The sequence below is a fragment of the Pseudomonas sp. SH10-3B genome (assembly GCF_019891415.1).
Classification (GTDB): domain Bacteria; phylum Pseudomonadota; class Gammaproteobacteria; order Pseudomonadales; family Pseudomonadaceae; genus Aquipseudomonas.
The window spans coordinates 27,789-47,336 of sequence record NZ_JAFLXD010000023.1 but is presented as its reverse complement, the minus strand read 5'-3'; the positions used below and the strand labels follow the sequence as shown (position 1 = coordinate 47,336).

At 60.8% G+C, this 19,548-nt stretch carries 19 protein-coding genes; 6 read left to right on the top strand and 13 right to left on the bottom strand.

All coding sequences use genetic code 11. The features are described from left to right. From radA to katB, 3 genes are read right to left on the bottom strand one after another with little or no spacing between them, the layout of a single operon-like run. Positions 1-1,368 (bottom strand): DNA repair protein RadA, encoded by a 1,368-nt coding sequence (radA, locus tag J1G35_RS17990; protein ID WP_053137919.1) that lies wholly within the window; start codon positions 1,366-1,368, stop codon positions 1-3. Between the two features lie 35 nt (positions 1,369-1,403). After that, the gene (locus J1G35_RS17985; RefSeq protein ID WP_053137922.1) at positions 1,404-1,943 is read right to left on the bottom strand and encodes an ankyrin repeat domain-containing protein; all 540 of its coding nucleotides are present in this window, start codon (positions 1,941-1,943) and stop codon (positions 1,404-1,406) included. A 54-nt stretch (positions 1,944-1,997) separates the two neighbouring features. After that, positions 1,998-3,539, bottom strand: a complete 1,542-nt coding sequence (gene katB, locus J1G35_RS17980; protein ID WP_223015607.1) for a catalase KatB — start codon at positions 3,537-3,539, stop codon at positions 1,998-2,000. A gap of 287 nt (positions 3,540-3,826) precedes the next feature. Between katB and mscL the strand changes: the two genes are divergently transcribed. Next, positions 3,827-4,243, top strand: a complete 417-nt coding sequence (gene mscL / locus J1G35_RS17975; protein WP_053137928.1) for a large-conductance mechanosensitive channel protein MscL — start codon at positions 3,827-3,829, stop codon at positions 4,241-4,243. A 44-nt stretch (positions 4,244-4,287) separates the two neighbouring features. Here mscL and J1G35_RS17970 read toward each other — a convergent pair whose 3' ends face one another. Then, entirely contained in the window at positions 4,288-5,064 is a 777-nt protein-coding gene (locus J1G35_RS17970) for a ferredoxin--NADP reductase (RefSeq protein WP_223015606.1), read from the bottom strand. Positions 5,065-5,448: 384 nt separating this feature from the next. Between J1G35_RS17970 and J1G35_RS17965 the strand changes: the two genes are divergently transcribed. Both J1G35_RS17965 and J1G35_RS17960 read left to right on the top strand, forming a co-directional pair. Continuing rightward, the gene (locus J1G35_RS17965; protein ID WP_053137933.1) at positions 5,449-6,159 is read left to right on the top strand and encodes a LuxR family transcriptional regulator; all 711 of its coding nucleotides are present in this window, start codon (positions 5,449-5,451) and stop codon (positions 6,157-6,159) included. Between the two features lie 164 nt (positions 6,160-6,323). Next, positions 6,324-7,448, top strand: coding sequence for a class I SAM-dependent methyltransferase (locus J1G35_RS17960; RefSeq protein WP_223015605.1), 1,125 nt, complete (start codon positions 6,324-6,326; stop codon positions 7,446-7,448). A gap of 66 nt (positions 7,449-7,514) precedes the next feature. Here J1G35_RS17960 and J1G35_RS17955 read toward each other — a convergent pair whose 3' ends face one another. The 3 genes from J1G35_RS17955 to J1G35_RS17945 are packed head-to-tail and all read right to left on the bottom strand — an operon-like array spanning position 7,515 to position 10,143. Continuing rightward, entirely contained in the window at positions 7,515-7,682 is a 168-nt protein-coding gene (locus tag J1G35_RS17955; protein WP_010562540.1) for a DUF2474 domain-containing protein, read from the bottom strand. Between the two features lie 12 nt (positions 7,683-7,694). Further along, positions 7,695-8,702, bottom strand: a complete 1,008-nt coding sequence (cydB, locus tag J1G35_RS17950) for a cytochrome d ubiquinol oxidase subunit II (RefSeq protein WP_053137939.1) — start codon at positions 8,700-8,702, stop codon at positions 7,695-7,697. 1 nt (position 8,703) lies between these two features. Continuing rightward, positions 8,704-10,143, bottom strand: a complete 1,440-nt coding sequence (locus J1G35_RS17945) for a cytochrome ubiquinol oxidase subunit I (protein ID WP_223015604.1) — start codon at positions 10,141-10,143, stop codon at positions 8,704-8,706. Between the two features lie 318 nt (positions 10,144-10,461). Here J1G35_RS17945 and J1G35_RS17940 point away from each other — a divergent pair, with 318 nt between their 5' ends. Next, positions 10,462-11,709 (top strand): MFS transporter, encoded by a 1,248-nt coding sequence (locus J1G35_RS17940; RefSeq protein ID WP_053137944.1) that lies wholly within the window; start codon positions 10,462-10,464, stop codon positions 11,707-11,709. 75 nt (positions 11,710-11,784) lie between these two features. On the opposite strand, the gene J1G35_RS17935 is transcribed toward J1G35_RS17940, so the two are convergent. The 4 genes from J1G35_RS17935 to J1G35_RS17920 all read right to left on the bottom strand — a co-directional run bounded on the left by J1G35_RS17935 (position 11,785) and on the right by J1G35_RS17920 (position 16,018). Beyond that, positions 11,785-13,968 (bottom strand): xanthine dehydrogenase family protein molybdopterin-binding subunit, encoded by a 2,184-nt coding sequence (locus tag J1G35_RS17935; RefSeq protein WP_053137948.1) that lies wholly within the window; start codon positions 13,966-13,968, stop codon positions 11,785-11,787. Continuing rightward, positions 13,965-14,954 (bottom strand): xanthine dehydrogenase family protein subunit M, encoded by a 990-nt coding sequence (locus J1G35_RS17930; protein ID WP_223015603.1) that lies wholly within the window; start codon positions 14,952-14,954, stop codon positions 13,965-13,967. Before J1G35_RS17930 ends, J1G35_RS17935 begins: the two co-directional genes overlap by 4 nt. Then, positions 14,951-15,475, bottom strand: a complete 525-nt coding sequence (locus J1G35_RS17925) for a (2Fe-2S)-binding protein (RefSeq protein ID WP_053137953.1) — start codon at positions 15,473-15,475, stop codon at positions 14,951-14,953. Before J1G35_RS17925 ends, J1G35_RS17930 begins: the two co-directional genes overlap by 4 nt. Positions 15,476-15,571: 96 nt before the next feature. Further along, positions 15,572-16,018: a DUF4879 domain-containing protein gene (locus J1G35_RS17920; RefSeq protein WP_053137956.1), complete on the bottom strand. Its 447-nt coding sequence runs from the start codon at positions 16,016-16,018 to the stop codon at positions 15,572-15,574. A gap of 188 nt (positions 16,019-16,206) precedes the next feature. Here J1G35_RS17920 and J1G35_RS17915 point away from each other — a divergent pair, with 188 nt between their 5' ends. Both J1G35_RS17915 and trmA read left to right on the top strand, forming a co-directional pair. After that, positions 16,207-17,502: an NCS2 family permease gene (locus J1G35_RS17915; protein WP_053137959.1), complete on the top strand. Its 1,296-nt coding sequence runs from the start codon at positions 16,207-16,209 to the stop codon at positions 17,500-17,502. Further along, positions 17,499-18,578 (top strand): tRNA (uridine(54)-C5)-methyltransferase TrmA, encoded by a 1,080-nt coding sequence (gene trmA / locus J1G35_RS17910; RefSeq protein ID WP_223015602.1) that lies wholly within the window; start codon positions 17,499-17,501, stop codon positions 18,576-18,578. Before J1G35_RS17915 ends, trmA begins: the two co-directional genes overlap by 4 nt. On the opposite strand, the gene J1G35_RS17905 is transcribed toward trmA, so the two are convergent. Both J1G35_RS17905 and J1G35_RS17900 read right to left on the bottom strand, forming a co-directional pair. Further along, the gene (locus J1G35_RS17905; RefSeq protein WP_223015601.1) at positions 18,575-19,024 is read right to left on the bottom strand and encodes a DUF2442 domain-containing protein; all 450 of its coding nucleotides are present in this window, start codon (positions 19,022-19,024) and stop codon (positions 18,575-18,577) included. The genes trmA and J1G35_RS17905 overlap by 4 nt on opposite strands. Further along, the gene (locus J1G35_RS17900) at positions 19,021-19,449 is read right to left on the bottom strand and encodes a DUF4160 domain-containing protein (RefSeq protein ID WP_223015600.1); all 429 of its coding nucleotides are present in this window, start codon (positions 19,447-19,449) and stop codon (positions 19,021-19,023) included. Before J1G35_RS17900 ends, J1G35_RS17905 begins: the two co-directional genes overlap by 4 nt. Positions 19,450-19,548: the final 99 nt, after the last annotated feature.

Sequence of the window (19,548 nt, the reverse complement as noted above, 5' to 3'; positions counted from 1 at the left end):
TTATTCGAAAAGTGCATCCAACGCCTGTTCCAGGCGCGTGACCCCAATCACCTGCAATCCTGGCGGCATTTCCTTCGGCGCATTGCCCTTGGGCACGATCGCGCGCTTGAAACCATGCTTGGCCGCTTCCTTTAAGCGTTCCTGGCCGCTGGGCACCGGGCGCACTTCGCCCGACAGGCCTACCTCACCGAACACCAGCAGGTCGTGGGGCAATGGCCGGTTGCGCAGGCTGGACATCACTGCCGCCATCAACGCCAGGTCGGACGCGGTTTCCAGCACCTTGACCCCGCCCACCACGTTGAGGAACACGTCCTGGTCGTGGGTCGGGATGCCACCGTGACGGTGCAGCACCGCCAGCAGCATCGCCAGGCGGTTCTGATCCAGGCCAAGCGTGACGCGGCGCGGGTTGGCCAAATGGCTGTCATCCACCAGCGCCTGGACTTCCACCAGCATCGGCCGGGTGCCTTCCCACGTCGCCATGACCACACTGCCTGGGACTTCTTCCTGGGCACGGGTCAGGAAAATCGCCGATGGGTTGGAGACTTCTTTCAGCCCTCGGTCAGTCATGGCGAACACACCCAGTTCGTTCACCGCGCCGAAGCGGTTCTTCACCGCCCGCAGCAAGCGCAAACGACCATCGGACTCGCCTTCGAAATACAGCACGGTGTCGACCATATGCTCCAACACCCGTGGCCCGGCCAGCGCGCCCTCTTTGGTGACGTGGCCGACCAGGAAGATCGCCGTGCCGCTCTGCTTGGCGTAGCGCACCAGCAACGCCGCACTTTCGCGCACCTGGGACACACCGCCCGGCGCCGACTGCAATTGCTCGGTGAAAATCGTCTGGATCGAGTCGATCACCATGACCTTGGGTTTTTCGATCCGGGCCGTGGCGATGATGCTTTCGATGCAGGTTTCGGTCATGACCCGCAGTTGGTCCTGGGGCAAGCCGAGGCGGCGCGCGCGCATGGCCACCTGTTGCTGAGATTCTTCGCCGGTGACGTACAGCGCCGGCATGCGGCTGGCGATGCTGCACAGGGTTTGCAGCAGAATCGTCGATTTGCCGATGCCGGGGTCGCCGCCAATCAACACCACCGAGCCGTCCACCAGGCCGCCACCCAGAACCCGATCCAGCTCGCCGGAAGCCGTCGAGAAACGCGGGATCTCTTCAACGCTGACTTCGGCCAGGGTCTTGATCTGCGCCTGCTGCCCGGTCCAACCGGCACGCCCGGTAGGGGCAGCGGCGCCGCCGCTTTCGATCATGGTTTCAGTCAGGGTATTCCACGCACCACACTCGGTGCATTGGCCGGCCCACTTGGGAAAGGTCGCGCCGCACTCCGTGCAGCCGTACATGCGCTTGGCCTTTGCCATTTGAGAACCTCCAACCGAAAAACCGCGATGATAGCTCAGCGCGACGCCGGGGTCCGGATTTCACCGCTGGCCAATCGTGAAGCACTATTGCCGACCGGGTCTTCGGCGTTGAGATCGGCGCCCTTGGCCTTGAGTTCGTCGAGCAACTCGATGCGCTTGAACAGCCCGGCATACATGGCCGCCGTCTGACCGGCACCGTTACGCTGGTCGGGGTTGCAGTCGGTCGCCAGCAGGCGCTGGGCGATTTTCAGTTCACCCTTGAAGATCGCGCCCATCAACGCGGTGTTGCCGCGCTTGTCCTGCACGCAGGCGTCGGCACCGGCGGCGAGCAAACGCTCCACGTAAGCGCTTTCGCCATGGTAAGCAGCGAGGATCAGCGCGGTGTAACCCTTATCGTCCTGGGTGTTGAGGGAGAAACCGGAGTCGATAAAGGTGTTGAGCATGTCGAGGTCGCCACGGCGGGCGGCGTCGAAGTAATAATCCTGGAGCTGCGCCTTGAGTGCGACCGGGTCGGGCGACTCGGCATGGGCGACAAAGGCCAGCATGGCCATCAGTAAGCCGATAGAAATACGCATGGGTTCTCTCCTGCCAGAGGTCGACGCCCGCATGGGCGTCGACCAAAACCAACATCAGTCAGTGAGTTTTTCGGCCAGCGCCTTCACGCGCGCCAGATCACCCTTGGCGACCTTGGCCACGCCGGTGCCGTATTCCGGATCAGCCTTGTAGAGGAACGACAGGATGATGTGCTTGCTCTCGTCATCGGTCGTGGCCAGGGAGCCGCCGAAGTTGTCGATCAAGTCCTGGCGCTCTTTCTTGCTGTAGGAGCGATACAGATCGCCGGCCTGCTTGAAGTTCTGCTCACGCTGGATCTTCGCCTGCTGGGTGCTGCCCGACAGTGCCGTCTGGCTGTAGCGCGCGGTTTGCGGCTCTTCACGGTTTTCCAGGCGGCTTGGCTGGTAGTTCACGCCGCTGGTGGTCTTGCCGAAGTTCAGCGCGCCGTCCTGGTTCCCGTTGTTGACGGTCACCCGTGGGGCGTTGATCGGCAATTGCAGGGCATTGGCGCCCAGGCGATACATCTGCGTGTCGGCATACGAGAACACCCGGCCTTGCAGCAGGCGGTCTTCCGACGGCTCGATACCCGGTACCAGGTTGGCCGGGGCCATGGCCACTTGCTCGGTTTCCTGGAAGACATTCGCCGGGTTGCGGTTCAGCACCATCTGCCCGACTTTGCGCTCGGGCACATTCGGCCAGATCTTGGTGGCGTCCAGCGGGTCGAAATCAAACTTGGCCAAGTCTTCTGGCTTGAGTACCTGCACATACAGGTCCCACTTGGGGAAATCGCCCTTGTTGATATGGGTGACCAAGTCGTTGGTCATATGGCTGTAGTCACGCCCCTGCACTTCGGTGACTTGCTTGGGGTCGAGGTTCTTGATGCCTTGCAGGCTCTTCCAGTGGAACTTGACGTAATGCACTTCGCCCTTGGCGTTGATCAACTTGTAGGCATGTACGCCATTGCCGTCCATTTCCCGGTAACTGGCCGGGGTGCCAGAGTCGGAATACAACTCGGTAAGTGTGCGAGTGGCCTCGGGAACATGAGAGAAGAAGTCGAAGCGACGGGAGTCATCGTCCAGGTTGGTGCGCGGGTCCGGCTTGAAGGCGTGGACCATGTCCGGGAACTTGATGGCATCGCGAATGAAGAACGTCGGGAAGTTGTTGCCCACCAAGTCCCAGTTGCCATCGGCGGTATAGAACTTGGTGGCGAAGCCGCGCGGATCACGCAGGGTTTCCGGGGAATGGTTGCCGTGCACCACGGCCGAGAAGCGCACGAACACCGGGGTGGCTTCGCCTGCCGCAAAGACCTTGGCCTTGGTCAGGTCGCTGAGGTTGTCGGTGACGGTAAAGGTGCCATGGGCGCCGGTGCCACGGGCATGCACCACGCGCTCAGGGATGCGCTCACGGTCGAAGCGCTGCAGCTTCTGGATCAGTTGCACGTCCTGCAACAGCACCGGACCATTGGCACCCGCGGTTTGCGAGTTCTGGTTGTCGCCGACGGCAGCGCCGTTATCGCGGGTCAGGTTGGCGGCTTGTACGGAGAGGGAAAGCAGGCTGGCGGTCGCCACTACCAGCACATGACGCGCCAATAGCGGGCCGCGATTGATTGGATTCTTCATCAAGGTTTCCTCTGGTTTTTTTAATGCACATTCAGTTGTGCTTGCCAGAGGCTAGTGACCCGCGAGTCAGAAGATAAATAGAAAAAGACCACCAGGTCGATTGAGAAAATAATGTGGTAAGCCACTGAAACAGCGCGTATTTCGCGCGCGATTAGTGGCACTTTGCAAACTATTTGCGATTTGATGTGTCGATAAAAGCTGACAGTGTTAGCAGTTGTGTCGGGCAAGCCCTCTGCGACTGACTTACACTAAGCGGCACCCTTCTCATCTGTAACAAGGAATAACCTATGGGCGTGATCAGTGAGTTCAAGGCCTTCGCGGTCAAAGGTAATGTCGTCGACATGGCCGTCGGTATTATCATCGGCGCCGCCTTCGGCAAAATTGTTTCCTCGTTCGTAGGCGATGTGGTGATGCCGCCCATTGGTCTGTTGATCGGTGGCGTGGACTTTGGTGACCTGGCGATAACGCTCAAGGCGGCACAAGGCGATGTGCCCGCCGTCGTCCTGGCGTACGGCAAGTTCATCCAGAGCGTGATCGACTTTGTGATCGTCGCGTTTGCGATCTTCATGGGCGTCAAGGCCATCAACCGCCTCAAGCGCGAAGAAGCCGTGGCACCTAGCCTGCCACCGACACCAAGCAAGGAAGAAGTGCTGCTGGGTGAGATTCGCGACCTGCTCAAGGCACAAAACGACAAGCCGCTTTAAGCCGCTCAGGTCGTTAAAAAGGCGCCCTCAGGGGCGCCTTTTTATTACCAGTAGTTTTCCACCGCCACCTGCCCTGGCCGGCGGCTCAGGCTCAGTTGCATGTCGCGCTGCTTGAGCAACTGGCGCGTGTCATCGACCATCTGTGGGTTACCGCAAATCAGTACTCGGGAATGCTCGGGGCTCAACGCCACGCCAGCGGCGCGCTCCAGCTCACCGTTTTCAATCAGCGTGGTAATGCGCCCATTCAGCGCCCCCGGATGCTGTTCACGCGTAACGGTGGGGATGTACGTGAGTTTATGCGCGTATTCGGCGAGGTACTCGCGCTCGCCCAGTTCCTTGATCAGCGACTGATAGGCCAACTCTTTGGACTCCCGCGCGCTGTACACCAGGATGATGCGTTCGAATTTCTCCCAGACTTCGAAGTCCTGCAGAATCGACAAAAACGGTGCCACCCCGGTGCCGGTGCCTAACATCCACAAGTCGCGGCCATCGACGAAACGGTTCAGGGTCAGGAACCCGGTAGCCTGGCGCTCCACCATCAAGGTATCGCCCACCCGCAGTCGGCTGAGTTCACTAGTGAATTCGCCGCCAGGGACAACAATCGAGAAGAAGTCCAGGTGTTCATCAAATGGCGAGGACACCACGGAATAGGCGCGCCACACCGTGCTGCCATCCGCCTTGGTGACCCCCAGGCGCACGAACTGACCAGCCGTAAACCGGAACCCCGGGTCGCGGGTGGTTCGCAACGTAAACAGGCTTGGGGTCAGCGATTGCACATCGAGCAAGGTCTGGCGGGTAAATTTCTCAGCACTGGCCGTCATGGGGGACTCCGTTCAACAGGTGCACTAGTGTCCCCCAAAGTTACCTGCGGAAACACCGCTGGTTTGTAGTGGCATCGCCTGGGCCCCGACGGTGACCTGTCGATACGCGCACTAATCAATTGGCTATTAGGCGCTCTACGGGGGTTCTAACTTCGCTGTAAGTGAGGCTTTACACAGGATTCAACTCTTTAAAAAACCGTGAAAAACCAACGAAATCGTGTCGACGTCAACTGATGGCTTCGTAGAAAAAATTCTTAAACCCCGCCGTACAAGAGCAAAAAATCTCCTCTTCATCTGTAGCTCGTGTCCTACACTCAATTCCGTGCAGTTTTGGGAGTCGAGGACGTATCCCATATAAAAAAGAACCTCACGGAGAGTTACCGAATGGTTAACTGGCGCAATACAAGGTTGCCCAAACTGGAAGGCGAGAACGAAATCACCAGTGCTTTCGAAATGGTCATCAACCACACCTATGAGCTTGGCTTCCAATTCTGTTCATTTACGATGAGTTCCCAACGACCCAACAATCATACGAAACCTGTCAACTTCAACAACTATCCAAACGAATGGAACACGCTGTACCAAAAGGCGCACTTCTTCGACGTGGATCCCGTGGTTAATCACAGCAAACGTAGCGTACTGCCGATTGTCTGGGAGGAAAAAGCCTTCGGCGCTGCCCCTAATCTGTGGGAGCTGGCCCAAACATACGGCGTGCACTTGGGCTGGACCCAAGCGGTGCATGACTTCCAGGGCGTGTTCAGCATGCTGACCCTGAGCCGCGGCAAGGGTGAGGTCAGCCCACAAGAGTTGTACGAAAAGGCCGGGAGCGTCCTGTGGTTGTGCCACGCAATGCATGCAGTCGTGGTTCAGACGTATGCCGGCCAGCCTAGCCTTGACCCTGCGAGCAAATTGACCCCGCGCGAAACGGAAATCCTCAAGTGGTCAGCCATGGGCAAGACTGCGGCGGACATCGCCACCATCCTCTGCCTGTCCGAACGTACGGTGGGGTTTCATATCTGCAGTTGCTTCAAAAAGCTGGGGGTCAACAACAAGATCGCCGCAGTGCTCTGTGCCTCGAAAGCGGGGTTGTTTTAAGCCTCGTTGAAACACCGCATGTAATCCCTCCGGAAAAAAAGTAACATTTACGGCCAGTTCTGAGTGTTGAAGCAGCCTCCTTGAAATGGCGCCTCGAAGTTCACTCAGGCCGTTCCGCAGCCCCCCTGCCGAACACCCATCGATTACCCAGAGCCTCCCCCGCCATGCCCCTGCTCGACAGCCCCTTCGCCCAGCTCGATCTGATCCGCCAGCCAGAGCAACATAACGATCCGCTGCAGGCCTTCGACGCCGCCGACGAATACCTGCTCAGCTATCTGGCCGAACAGCAACCGACCGCCACGACCCGCGTGCTGGTGCTCAACGACAGTTTCGGGGCGCTGGCGGCCAGCCTTGAAGGCCAGGTGCAAGTAACCTCCAGCGGTGACTCGTTTCTCGCCGCCCTTGGCCTTGAGAAAAACCTGGTGCGCAACGACAAGGCCTTTGACGCAGTGCCGTTCATCCCCGCCAGCCAGTTGGCCCGTGGGCCGTTCGACCGCGTGCTGATCCGCGTACCCAAGACTCTGGCACTGCTGGAAGAGCAGTTGATTCGCCTGCAAGGCCAACTGGCGCCAGGTGCCGAAGTGATCGCCGCAGCGATGGTCAAGCATTTGCCCCGGGCGGCCAGCGAGTTGCTGGAGCGTTACATCGGGCCGATGCACGCTTCCCTGGCAGTCAAGAAAGCCCGTTTGCTGATTGCCACCCAGGCCGACCGTCCGGCCGCTGTCTCGCCCTACCCGACGCGCTACACCCTGGACGCGCCGGCTATCGAACTGCTCAACCATGCCAATGTGTTCTGCCGCGAAAGCCTCGATATCGGCACCCGCGCCTTCCTGCCGCACCTACCCAAAAACCTGGGCAGTGCCCGCGTGGCGGACCTGGGTTGCGGCAACGGTGTACTGGCGATCGCCAGCGCCCTGCAAAACCCCGACGCCCAGTACACCTTGGTGGACGAGTCCTACATGGCCGTGCAATCGGCGCTGGAGAACTGGCAAGCCGCCCTCGGTGAGCGCGCCGTCAGCGTACGCGCGGATGACGGCCTGGCCGGCCAGGAAGCCGACTCCCTGGACGTGGTGTTGTGCAACCCACCGTTCCATCAGCAACAGGTGGTGGGCGACTTCCTTGCCTGGCGCATGTTCCAGCAGGCCCGGGAAGCCCTGGTGGTGGGCGGCGCACTTTATATAGTCGGCAACCGTCACCTGGGTTATCACAGCAAGTTGGCGCGCTTGTTCCGTGGCGTAGAGCAGGTCGCTGCCACTCCCAAGTTCGTGATTCTCAAAGCACGCAAATAAAAAAAGCCCTGCCCTTCCAAAAGAAGAGCAGGGCTGAAAACCGGGCGTGAAGCCCGGATCGGGATGTCAGTGAGTGGTCAGGCCGGCCGCATTCATGAACATGCGCATCAGGCTGGCCACGACGAACAGGGCCAGCACACTGCCGGTCCAGATCATCGCCAGCCACCCCAGGCGCCGCCACAACGGCTGTTTCTCGGCCTGTTCGATCTCGTGCAACGTAGGTTTGCCGGACATGCAACGACCCTCCTAGTGATAGCCGTCTTCGTGGGTGACCTTGCCGCGGAACACGTAGTAGCTCCAGAAGGTGTAGCCCAGGATGAACGGGATGATGAACAAGGTGCCCACCAGCATGAAGCCTTGGCTCTGCGGCGGCGCAGCGGCATCCCAGATCGACACGGATGGCGGGATGATGTTCGGCCACAGGCTGATCCCCAGGCCGCTGTAGCCGAGGAAGATCAGCACCAGCGTCAGCAGGAACGGCGTGTAGTGAGCATTACGCGCCACGGCGCGGATCAGCCCGTACATGGTCACCAGCACCAGGATCGGCACCGGCAGGAACCAGAACAGGTTCGGCAGGGTGAACCAGCGCGAAGCGATTTCCGGGTGCGACAGCGGAGTCCAGAGACTCACGATACCAATCACCGCCAGCACCACGAAGGCCAACGGCCGCGCCAGGTTGTGCATCTTCTCCTGCAACGGGCCTTCGGTTTTCATGATCAGCCAGGTGCAGCCGAGCAAGGCATAGGCCACGATCAGCGCCACGCCGCAGAACATCGTGAACGGCGTGAGCCAGTCCAGCGAGCCGCCGGCAAACTGGCGATTGACCACCGGAATCCCATCGATAAACGCGCCCAGCGCTACCCCCTGGAAGAACGTGGCCGCCAGCGAACCGCCGATGAATGCCTTGTCCCACAGGTGACGCTTGTGGTCCTTGGCCTTGAAGCGGAACTCGAAGGCCACGCCACGAAAGATCAGGCCAATCAGCATCAGGATCAGCGGCAGGTACAGCGCCGACAACACCACCGAATAGGCCAGCGGGAACGCGCCGAACAACGCCGCGCCGCCGAGTACCAGCCAGGTTTCGTTACCGTCCCAGACCGGGGCCACGGTGTTCATCATCACGTCACGGTCGGTCTTGCCCGGGATAAACGGGAAGAGGATGCCGATGCCCAGGTCGAAGCCGTCCATGACCACGTACATCATGATCCCGAAGATGATGATCACGGCCCAGATCAGCGGAAGATCAATACCCATCTCAATTCCCCTTGTGCTGGATGTGGGTGTGGTCGTCATCGCTGCCATCATCGGCGGCGGACAATGGACGGGCCGGTGTGCGTTTCTGGCCGGGACCACCGTGGGTCGGTTCCGTACCTTCGTGGGTCACAGGACCTTTGCGCACCAGGCGCATCATGTAGCCCAGACCCGCACCGAACAGGGCGAAGTACACCACCACGAACAACACCAGGGTGATCGTCATCTGCGCCAGGCTATGCCCGGAAGAAGCATCCGCCGTGCGCATCAACCCGTAGACCACCCACGGCTGGCGGCCGATTTCGGTGGTGAACCAACCGGCGAGAATCGCGATCAGGCCAGACGGCCCCATCCACAGCGCCAGGTACAGGAACGGTTTGGACGTGTACATCTTGTCGCCCCGGCGCAGCCAGAGGCTGAACAGACCGGTGAAGATCATCAGGAAGCCCAGGCCGACCATGACCCGGAACGACCAGAACACGATGGTCGAATTCGGGCGGTCTTGCGGCGGGAATTCCTTGAGCGCCGGCACCTGTTTGTCCAGGGAGTGGGTCAGGATCAGGCTGCCCAGGTACGGAATCTCCACCGCATACTTGGTTTTTTCGGCCTTCATGTCCGGCCAGCCAAACAGGATCAGCGGGGTTGGCTCATTGCCTTTGTTTTCCCAATGGCCTTCGATGGCGGCGATTTTTGCCGGCTGGTGCTTGAGGGTGTTGAGGCCATGGAAGTCACCGATCACCGCCTGGATAGGCGCCACGATCAGGGCCATCCACATCGCCATCGACAACATCTTGCGGATCGCCGGGTTGTCCTTGCCGCGCAGCAGGTGCCAGGCCGCCGAGGAACCGACAAAGAACGCCGTGGCCACAAAGGCCGCCGTCGCCATGTGCATCAGGCGGTAAGGGAACGAGGGGTTGAAGATCACCGCCAGCCAATCGGTAGGAATCACGCGGCCGTCGATGATTTCAAAGCCTTGCGGCGTCTGCATCCAGCTGTTGGACGCCAGGATCCAGAAGGTCGAGATCAACGTACCGACGGCCACCATCACCGTGGAGAAGAAGTGCAGCTTGCGCCCCACCTTGTTCCAGCCGAACAGCATCACACCGAGGAAACCGGCTTCGAGGAAGAAGGCCGTGAGCACTTCGTACGTAAGAAGCGGCCCGGTGACGGCGCCGGCGAAGTCCGAGAAGCGGCTCCAGTTGGTGCCGAACTGGTAGGCCATGACCAAACCGGAGACCACGCCCATGCCGAAGTTGACGGCAAAGATCTTCGACCAGAAATGGTAGAGGTCACGGTAGGTGTCGTTATGGGTCTTGAGCCACAAGCCTTCCAGCACTGCGAGGTAACTGGCCAGGCCGATGGTGATCGCCGGGAACAGGATGTGGAATGAGATGGTGAACGCGAACTGAATTCGGGCGAGATCTAGCGCCTCCAAACCGAACATAAGTCTTCCTCTGTCAGGTAATACCGGCTGCTGGCGGGAGCCTGCACCCACTGCCCCCACGGATATGGAGTCTGGCGAATTTCAATTCGTTTCTTTTTTTAACCAGCCACGTAGGGAATCTGGCCTTGCGGCCGCCAGAACAAATTTTGAAATGACTTTGATCTGGATCAATCACAGTCAAAAGAGTAGTCCCATTTTCGCGGTTGGTCCGTGTGGTCTTTTGCCGCGTGACAGACTGCCTCAGCGCAGTTCTTGCAACCATCTGTTACAACTTGATGATAATCTCGGCCCTTCCTCCGGCCTTGACCAGAATTCCCGATGCCCAGTGAACCCGCGTTGCTGTTACGTCACCACCGCCCTTTCATCGCGTTCTGGCTGGCACGTATCTTTACCGCCAGCGGCTTTCAGATGCTCACCGTGGCCATCGGCTGGAACCTCTACCAACTCACCGGCAACGTGCTGGACCTGGGGTTGGTCGGCCTGGTGGAATTCGTGCCGCGCGTGCTGTTCATGCTGCACACCGGGCATGTGGCCGACCGCTATGAGCGCCGCAAAGTCGCGGCCATCTGCCAGACCGTGCAGGCGCTGATTGCCCTCTCCCTCGCCATCGGCGGCCTGACTGGCAACGTGACCCGCGAGATGATCTTTATCCTCGCCTTCCTGCTCGGCGCCGCACGTTCGTTTGAAATGCCCACCACCCAGGCCCTGCTGCCGAGCATCGTGCCCAGCGCGCTGTTTCCGCGTGCGGTGGCCTCGTCGCAGTCTGCCCAGCAACTGGCGACCATTGTCGCCCCGGCGCTCGGTGGTTTGCTTTACGCCTTCGGCAGCGTCTGGGTGTATGGGCCCACAGTGGTGCTGTACCTCATCGCCTGTGTGCTGACCCTCAACCTGCCCGCGCGCCAGACTCCGCTCAATAAAGGCAAGGCCACCCTCGATTCGCTGCTGGCCGGGATTCGTTTTATCCGCAGCCGTCCGGACATCCTCGGGGCGATTTCCCTCGACCTGTTCGCCGTGCTGCTGGGCGGAGCCACCGCGTTGCTGCCAGTGTTCGCCAAGGACATCCTGCTGACCGGTGCCTGGGGTCTGGGCCTGTTGCGCTCGGCACCGGCAGTGGGCGCCTTGTTGATGTCACTGTGGCTGGCGCGCTTTGCGGTGGACCGCAAGGTTGGCCGGGTGATGTTCACCGCTGTTGGCGTATTCGGCGTGGCGACCATCGCCTTCGGCCTGTCCACCTCGTTCTGGTTTTCCCTGGCAGTGCTGGTGGTGCTGGGCGCGGCGGACATGATCAGCATGGTGATCCGCGCGTCTTTTGTGCAGCTGGAAACGCCGGATGAAATGCGCGGCCGGGTGAGTGCGGTCAACGGCCTGTTTATCGGCGCATCCAACCAACTGGGCGAGTTCGAGTCCGGTATCACCGCCCATTGGTTCGGCACCGTGCCCGCCGTGGTCATGGGCGGGATCGGTACGCTGGTGGTGACCGGGGTGTGGATCAAACTGTTCCCGACCCTGGCGAATCGGGATCGTATGCATGTGCCGGTGGAAGAAAGCATCAAGCCCGCTGCATGATTCAATGTGGCAATAAGGTCAATGTGGGAGGGGGCTTGCTCCCACATTTGGATCTTCAATGTTTGCTGGACCGCGTCAGAGCACCTTGTCCAGGGTGATCGGAAACTCCCGCACCCGCTTGCCGGTGGCATGGTAAATCGCATTCGCCACCGCCGCCGCCACCCCGACAATGCCAATCTCACCCACGCCTTTTGAGCCCAGGGCGTTGACGATCTCGTCGTGTTCTTCGACAAACACCACGTCTATGTCGCCGATATCGGCATTAACCGGAATGTGGTACTCGGCCAGGCTGTGGTTCATGTAGCGTCCCAACTGATGGTCGACCTGGGTCTCTTCATGCAGGGCCATGCCGATGCCCCACACCACCCCGCCGAGGATCTGGCTGCGCGCCATCTTCGGGTTGACCACCCGCCCGGCCGCAATGGCGCTGACCACGCGGCTGACCTTGATCGTGCCCAAGTCCTCATCCACCCGTACTTCGACGAACACCGCTGAATGGGTGGCGGTGGCGTAACCTTCGCGCTTCTTGTCCGGTTCGCTGTCGACCTGGACGTCCAAGGCCTCTTCGCCACTGTCCTTGACCAGTTGTGCCAACGACACACTCACGTCACCGGTGTGCAGTTGGCCGTCTTCAAAGCGTACGGATTCGGCATCCTTGAACACCGGATAAGTCTGCCGGGCAATGGTCAGCAGTTTGGCGCTCAACGCTTCGCAGGCTTGCTGCACGGCGGTACCGACGGACGACACGGTGAACGAACCGCCTTGCAGCGGTGCGGTAGGCAGTGAGGAATCACCGAGCAGAAACACCACGTCCTCCACCGCCACACCACTGGCCTGCGCCGCGATCTGGGTCATCACTGTGTAGGTACCGGTGCCGATGTCCGTGGTGGCGCTGCTGACGGTCAGTTTGCCCTCGGCGTCGATGCGCGCCTTGGCGCTGGCCTTCATCTGCATGGCCTCCCACACGCCACCGGCCATGCCCCAGCCGATCAACTGGCAGCCGTCGCGCATGCTGCGCGGTTCCGGGTTGCGCTGGCTCCAGCCGAAGCGCTCGGCACCCTCGCTGTAACACTCGCGCAGGGCCTTGCTCGACCAGGGTTTGTCTTCGTTCTGGTTGCGCTCGGCGTAGTTGATCAGCCGCAGTTGCACCGGGTCCATCCCCAAGGCGCACGCCAACTCGTCCATGGCGCACTCCAGGCCGATCACCCCCAACGCGGCGCCGGGCGCGCGCATGTCCAGGGGCGTGAACACATCCAGCGGCACCAGCTTGTAGGTCAGTTGCACGTTGTCGCAGTGATAGAGCATGCCGCTCCACTCCACCACGTGCTCGCTGAAATCTTCGAAGCGTGAGGTCTGGCCAATCGCCGTATGCCCCAGCGCCAGCAGGCGACCATTGGCAGCGGCGCCCATCTGCAAACGCTGCAAGGTGCGCGGGCGGTAGCCGAAGGTGAACATCTGCTGGCGGGTCAGGGTGACGCGCACCGAGCGCTTGAGCGCCAGGGACGCCATCACCGCCAGGGGCAATTGATACTGCGGACGCAAACCCGAGCCAAAGGCACCGCCGACGAATGCAGCAAAAATCCGCACCTGGCTTTTATCCAGGCCGAACACTTTTTGTACATAGGCCTGGCAGTTCTGCGGGCCCTGGGTCTTGTCGTGGATATGCAGGGTGCCGTCCGGCTGATACAGGACGGTGCTGGCGTGGGGTTCCATGGGGTTGTGGTGTTCGATGGGGGTGCTGTAGTGCAGGTCGAGGCTGACGGCGGCGGCGGCCCATTCGGCCTGGAAGTTGCCGCGCGGCGCGGGCGGCGTCTGCGGTGAAGCATAGGCCTGTTCCTGTTGGGCGAGCAGATCAGTCTCGAAGTCTTCGCGCGCGTATTCGATCTCTACCAGCGAGCCGGCATGCCGCGCCAGTTCCAGGTTGTCGGCGATCACCAGGGCCAGAGGCTGGCCGCTGTAGAGCACACGGTCGTTATACAGCGGGCGAAACGGAGAGCCGTCCGCCGCATCGTCATCCTGGAAGGCATCGTCGTAACTGGCGATTTTCGGCCGGTTGAGGTGATGGATAACCGCCACCACGCCGGGCAGGGCCAGTGCCCTGGCCGCGTCGATAGCCAGCACGCGGCCCTTGGCGATGGTGCTGGACACCACACTGCCGTGGAGCAGGCCGGCCTCAGGAAACTCACCGGCATAACGCGCCTGGCCGGTGACCTTGAGCAGACCGTCGACACGGTCCAGGGGTTTGCCAATAGCGGTCATGGGCGATCTCCTGCGACGGCGGCGTCGCTCAGGGCGCGGATAATTGCGCGGCGCGCCAGCTTGATCTTGAAGCCGTTGTGTTCCAGCGGCTCGGCGTCTTGCAGCAGGGCGTCGGCGGCGTTGCTGAAGGTTTCGCGGCTGACCACCTGGCCGATCAGCGAAGCTTCCACCGCACGGTCACGCCAGGGTTTATGGGCCACGCCGCCAAGGGCCAGGCGCGCGTCGACGATTTGGTCGCCCTCCAATTCGAGAGCAGCGGCGACAGACACCAACGCAAACGCATAAGACGCGCGGTCACGGATTTTCAGGTAGTGGCTGTGGCGGGCCAGGTGGTCGGCGGGCAATTCGATGGCGGTGATCAACTCATCGTCGGCCAATTGGTTGTCGCGTTGCGGCGCATCACCGGGCAAGCGATGGAAGTCGGCAAACTCGATAATCCGCGCGCCGCCTCGGCCTTCGACATGCACCCGCGCCTCCAGCGCTGCCAGGGCCACGCACATGTCCGAAGGGTGAGTGGCAACGCACTGTTCACTGGCGCCGAGGATCGCGTGGATACGGTTCAACCCGGTGCGCGCCGGGCAACCGCTGCCGGGCTCACGCTTGTTGCACGGCACTGTGGCGTCATAGAAGTAGTAGCAACGGGTGCGCTGCAACAGGTTGCCGCCGGTACTCGCCATATTGCGCAGTTGCGGCGAAGCACCGGCAAGGATCGCCTGGGACAGCAGCGGGTAACGCTGTTCGATCAGCGGGTGCCAGGCCAGGTCGGCATTGCTCACCAGCGCGCCGATCCGCAGGCCGCCCTCGGCGGTTTCTTCAACCTCATTCAGCGGCAGGCCGGTGATATCGATCAGGTGTTCGGGGCGGCTGATGTTTTCTTTCATCAAGTCCAGCAGGTTGGTGCCGCCGGCAATAAAACGCGACACGGCGCTGCTCAGGTGCACGGCTTCGTGGATATCCGCCGGCTTGCTGTACTGGAAGGGATTCATTGCTCGCCTCCCTGGGCGCGGCACGCTGGCAAGGCCTCTTCGATGGCATCGCGGATATTGCTGTAGGCACCGCAGCGGCACAGGTTGCCGCTCATCAGCTCCTGGATCTGCGCGGTGTCGTGGGCGCGGCCTTCATTGGCCAGGCCGACGGCGGAGCAAATCTGGCCGGGCGTGCAGTAACCGCACTGGAAGGCGTCGTGCTTGATAAAGGCTTGCTGCATTGGGTGCAGTTGGTCGCCATCGGCCAGGCCTTCGATCGTGGTCAATTCGGCGCCGTCGCACATCACCGCCAGGGTCAGACAGGCGTTTACGCGTTTGCCGTCGCGCAATACCGTGCACGCGCCGCATTGGCCGTGGTCGCAACCTTTTTTGCTGCCGACCAGGTCGAGTTGCTCGCGCAGCAGGTCCAGCAACGTGGTCCAGGGCAATACGTCGAGTTGGCGGTGCTGACCATTGAGGGTCAAGCGTATGGAGTGGGCGACGAACGGTTGGGCCGCCGCGCCATTGGGGGTCGCGCTCATAAACACCTCACGGGTTGGTGTACATCCGCGGCGTTCAGGAAAGTCGCCGTCTCAGGGGTACGACTTCCCGGTTTTTTGAGCGTTCAAGATGATTGATCAGCGGATATTGAGCAGGGTCTTCAGGGTGTTCTGCGGGCCATTGATCGAGGAGTTGCTGTATTCGAACCAGCCTTGGGCTTCGACATTCAGGTCAAACACATAGATGTAGCCCATCAGGGTGCCAGCGCCGTTGCAGGCCTGGCTGATGTTGCCGACCTGGCAGACGGGCGTCCGTTGCCCGTTAAGTTCGGCGCCGTTGAAACGGCCCATCGGGTTGTTGCCCAGGCCGACTTCCATCACCGAGACTTTGGTGGGCCCACGGTGCGTACACATCTGGGTGCTTTGCGCGCGCTCCGGGATGGTTTCCGTGCAGCGAGCCGATTCGACCTTGAACACGCGCACCTCGCTCAAGGGCGGTGCAGTCGCGCCCCACACCGGTGCCGCGCCCCACCACAGGCCGAGACAAGGGATCAGGGCTAGACTCCACGCGTTGGCTTTTTTCATGCTGTCGATGACCCGCTATTGAACGTCGCCGCAGTATGCCTCAAGGCCATGCGCCACACAGCCTCGGCTGCTGGTATGATGCGCCGCTTTTTCCGATCCTCTCTGGAACCACAGGCGCTTGGCGCAGTTTGTGCTTTGACTTAGAGGTCAACAAATAACGACGCAACATAGCGTCACAGGGAGCAGGCATGCTGGAAAAGCTGTTTCAACTCAAGGCACACAACACCAACGTGCGCACCGAGATCCTCGCGGGCATCACGACATTCCTGGCCATGGCCTACATCCTGTTCGTGAATCCGAGCATCCTCGGCGAGACGGGCATGGACAAGGGTGCGGTATTTGTCGCGACCTGCCTGGCGGCGGCCATCGGTTCAACCGTGATGGGCCTGATCGCCAACTACCCGATCGCGCTGGCACCGGGCATGGGCCTCAACGCCTTCTTCACCTACACCGTGGTGTTGCACATGGGCCACACCTGGCAGGTTGCGCTGGGGGCGGTGTTCATTTCGGCGGTGCTGTTCTTCCTGCTGTCGATCTTCCGAATCCGTGAGTGGATCATCAACAGCATCCCCCTGCCCCTGCGTTCGGCGATTGCCGCCGGTATCGGCCTGTTCCTGGCCTTGATTGCCCTGCACAACGCCGGGATCGTGGTCGGTAACCCGAACACCCTGGTGGGCATGGGCGACCTGACCAAACCGGCGCCTATCCTGGCTATCCTGGGCTTCATGCTGATCGTTGCGCTGGAAGCCCTGGCCGTGCGCGGTGCAGTGCTGATCGGCATCCTGGCGGTGACCATCGTCTCCATCCTGCTGGGTGTGACCGCGTTTGGTGGCGTGATGTCGATGCCGCCGTCCCTGGCCCCGACCTTCCTGCAACTGGATATCAAGGGCGCGCTGGACATCGGCCTGGTCAGCGTGATCTTCGCCTTCCTGTTCGTTGACCTGTTCGACAACTCCGGCACCCTGATCGGCGTGGCCAAGCGCGCCGGGCTGATGGGCAAGGACGGCCACATGCCGAAAATGGGTCGGGCGCTGATCGCCGACAGTACCGCCGCCATGGCCGGTTCGCTGCTGGGTACATCGACCACCACCAGTTACATCGAATCCGCTGCGGGCGTGAGCGCCGGTGGCCGTACCGGCTTGACCGCCATCGTGGTGGCGATCCTGTTCCTGCTGGCGTTGTTCTTCTCGCCACTGGCCGCCAGCGTACCGGCCTTTGCTACCGCGCCGGCGCTGCTGTTCGTCGCTGTATTGATGACCTCAGGCCTGGCCGAAATCGACTGGGATGACATTACCGTTGCAGCGCCAGTGGTGATCACCGCCCTGGCGATGCCCTTCACATATTCCATCGCCAACGGCATTGCCTTCGGTTTCATCGCCTGGACCGCCATCAAGCTGCTTTCGGGCCGCTACCGTGAGCTCAACCCGGCACTGGTGATTCTGTCGATTCTGTTCGTGATCAAGCTGGGCTGGTTCAACGCATGACTTTTGATGCCGCACGCTACACCGTTCAACTGCAAGACAAGGTCACGCGCTTGCGTGACCTGCTGGCACCGTTCGACGCACCCGAGCCGCAGGTCTTCGAGTCGCCTCTGCAGAACTTCCGCCTGCGGGCGGAGTTCCGCTTGTGGCGCGAAGGCGGTGAACGCCACTACGCGATGTTTTCCCAGGACGACAAGCGCACGCCGATCCTGATCGAAGAATTCCCCATCGCCAGCCAGCGCATCAACCAGTTGATGCCGCAGCTCAAGGCCGCCTGGCAAGCCAGCGCCGCCCTGAGCCACAAGCTGTTCCAAGTGGAGTTCCTCACCACCCTGGCCGGCGACGCGATGATCACCCTGTGTTATCACCGCCCGCTGGACGAGCACTGGCACACCGCGGCGAATAAGCTGGCGGCTGATTTGAATGTCAGCATCATCGGCCGCTCCAAGGGCAAGCGCGATGTGATCGGCCACGACTACGTGGTGGAAAAACTCGACGTGGGCGGCCGCACCTTCAGCTACCGCCAACCCGAAGGCGCGTTCACCCAGCCCAACGGCACGGTGAACCAGAAGATGCTCAACTGGGCATACGAAGCCTTGGGCGATCGCCCGGATGACTTGCTGGAGCTGTATTGCGGCAACGGCAACTTCACCCTGCCGCTGGCCACCCGTGTGCGTAAAGTGCTGGCCACCGAGATCAGCAAGACCTCGGTGAATGCGGCCCTGAGCAACCTCGATGAAAACGCGGTGGATAACGTCACCCTGGTGCGCCTCTCCGCCGAAGAACTCACCGAAGCACTGAATGAAGTGCGCCCGTTCCGCCGCCTGCACGGCATCGACCTCAAAAGCTACGAATTCGGTAGCGTGTTCGTCGACCCGCCCCGCGCCGGCATGGACCCGGACACCTGCGAACTGACCCGGCGCTTCGACAACATCCTGTACATCTCCTGCAACCCGGAGACGCTGGCAGCGAATATTGCGCAACTGCATGACACCCACCGCATTACCCAGTGTGCGATGTTTGACCAGTTCCCGTGGACGCACCATATGGAATCCGGGGTGTTATTGAGCCGCCGTTAAACGTCCTCAGGCTCCTTGCGTGGCCGGCCGCCCTTCTTGCCATTGGCGCGGGCGGCGGCGGATTTGGCGGCGCTGCTTTTGCGACCGTTGCGTGACGCTACCAGGCTCGTGGCCAGGTCCATCAGCGGCTGGCTTGTGGCGATCAGGCCAGTGATCGAAACATCCAAATCCTGAGCCTCACAGCTAATGGCCTTGCCACCGAAACTGACTTCCAACTGCTGGAAATCTTCCTCTGAAAACCCTTCGAACTCCGGCCGGCCGGCCACCGGCAACATGACGCGGCTGCCGTCGCTGAAGCCGATGGAGATGCAGTCGTTTTCATAACGCACAGAACTGGCGTTGGCATACAAACGCTTCAATTTGCGACCACGGGCTATTGCCTTGTCAATATCGGCGTCAGTAAGCGGTACATAGGGCACGACTTTGGCTTTTACGATTTTTTTCATAGCTCAATCTCCACGTAACCTGGCGCCCTCACCAGATTCAAAATAGTCAGCTGCCCCACTGCATCGTGCCGAGCATTGGCGATCACATAGACACCACGCCGAATGACTAAACCCGGCACCAGTTCGTCGGCATCCCAGTCCCAAGAATGGTTTTCCAGACAAACCGTTTGCAGTTTCTCCCACCAGATCCTTCGTGCCCGTGCCAAGTAATGCGGCTGCATCAGGGTCTGGCGAAGTTCTTTGAGGACCGACTCTGGTGGGCGGCGTCTTTCTGGATTCACATCCCACAAATCCACTTGCCCATTCAGAAAGCTGAAACGAAAACGCGCATCCCATGCATTCCCCCTGACATGCACATGAGGCGGGCAATGCTCGCCCCTGATAAACACCGAGATGACATATCCCTTGTAGGCACCTACTTTCATCGTAACCCATCCGTTAGGTTATTTTCCGCCAGGTAACAATTTCCCTCCTGCCACCCGACAACCGGCTCCATCGTCTCGAAGCTGTTTCACAGATTAGTA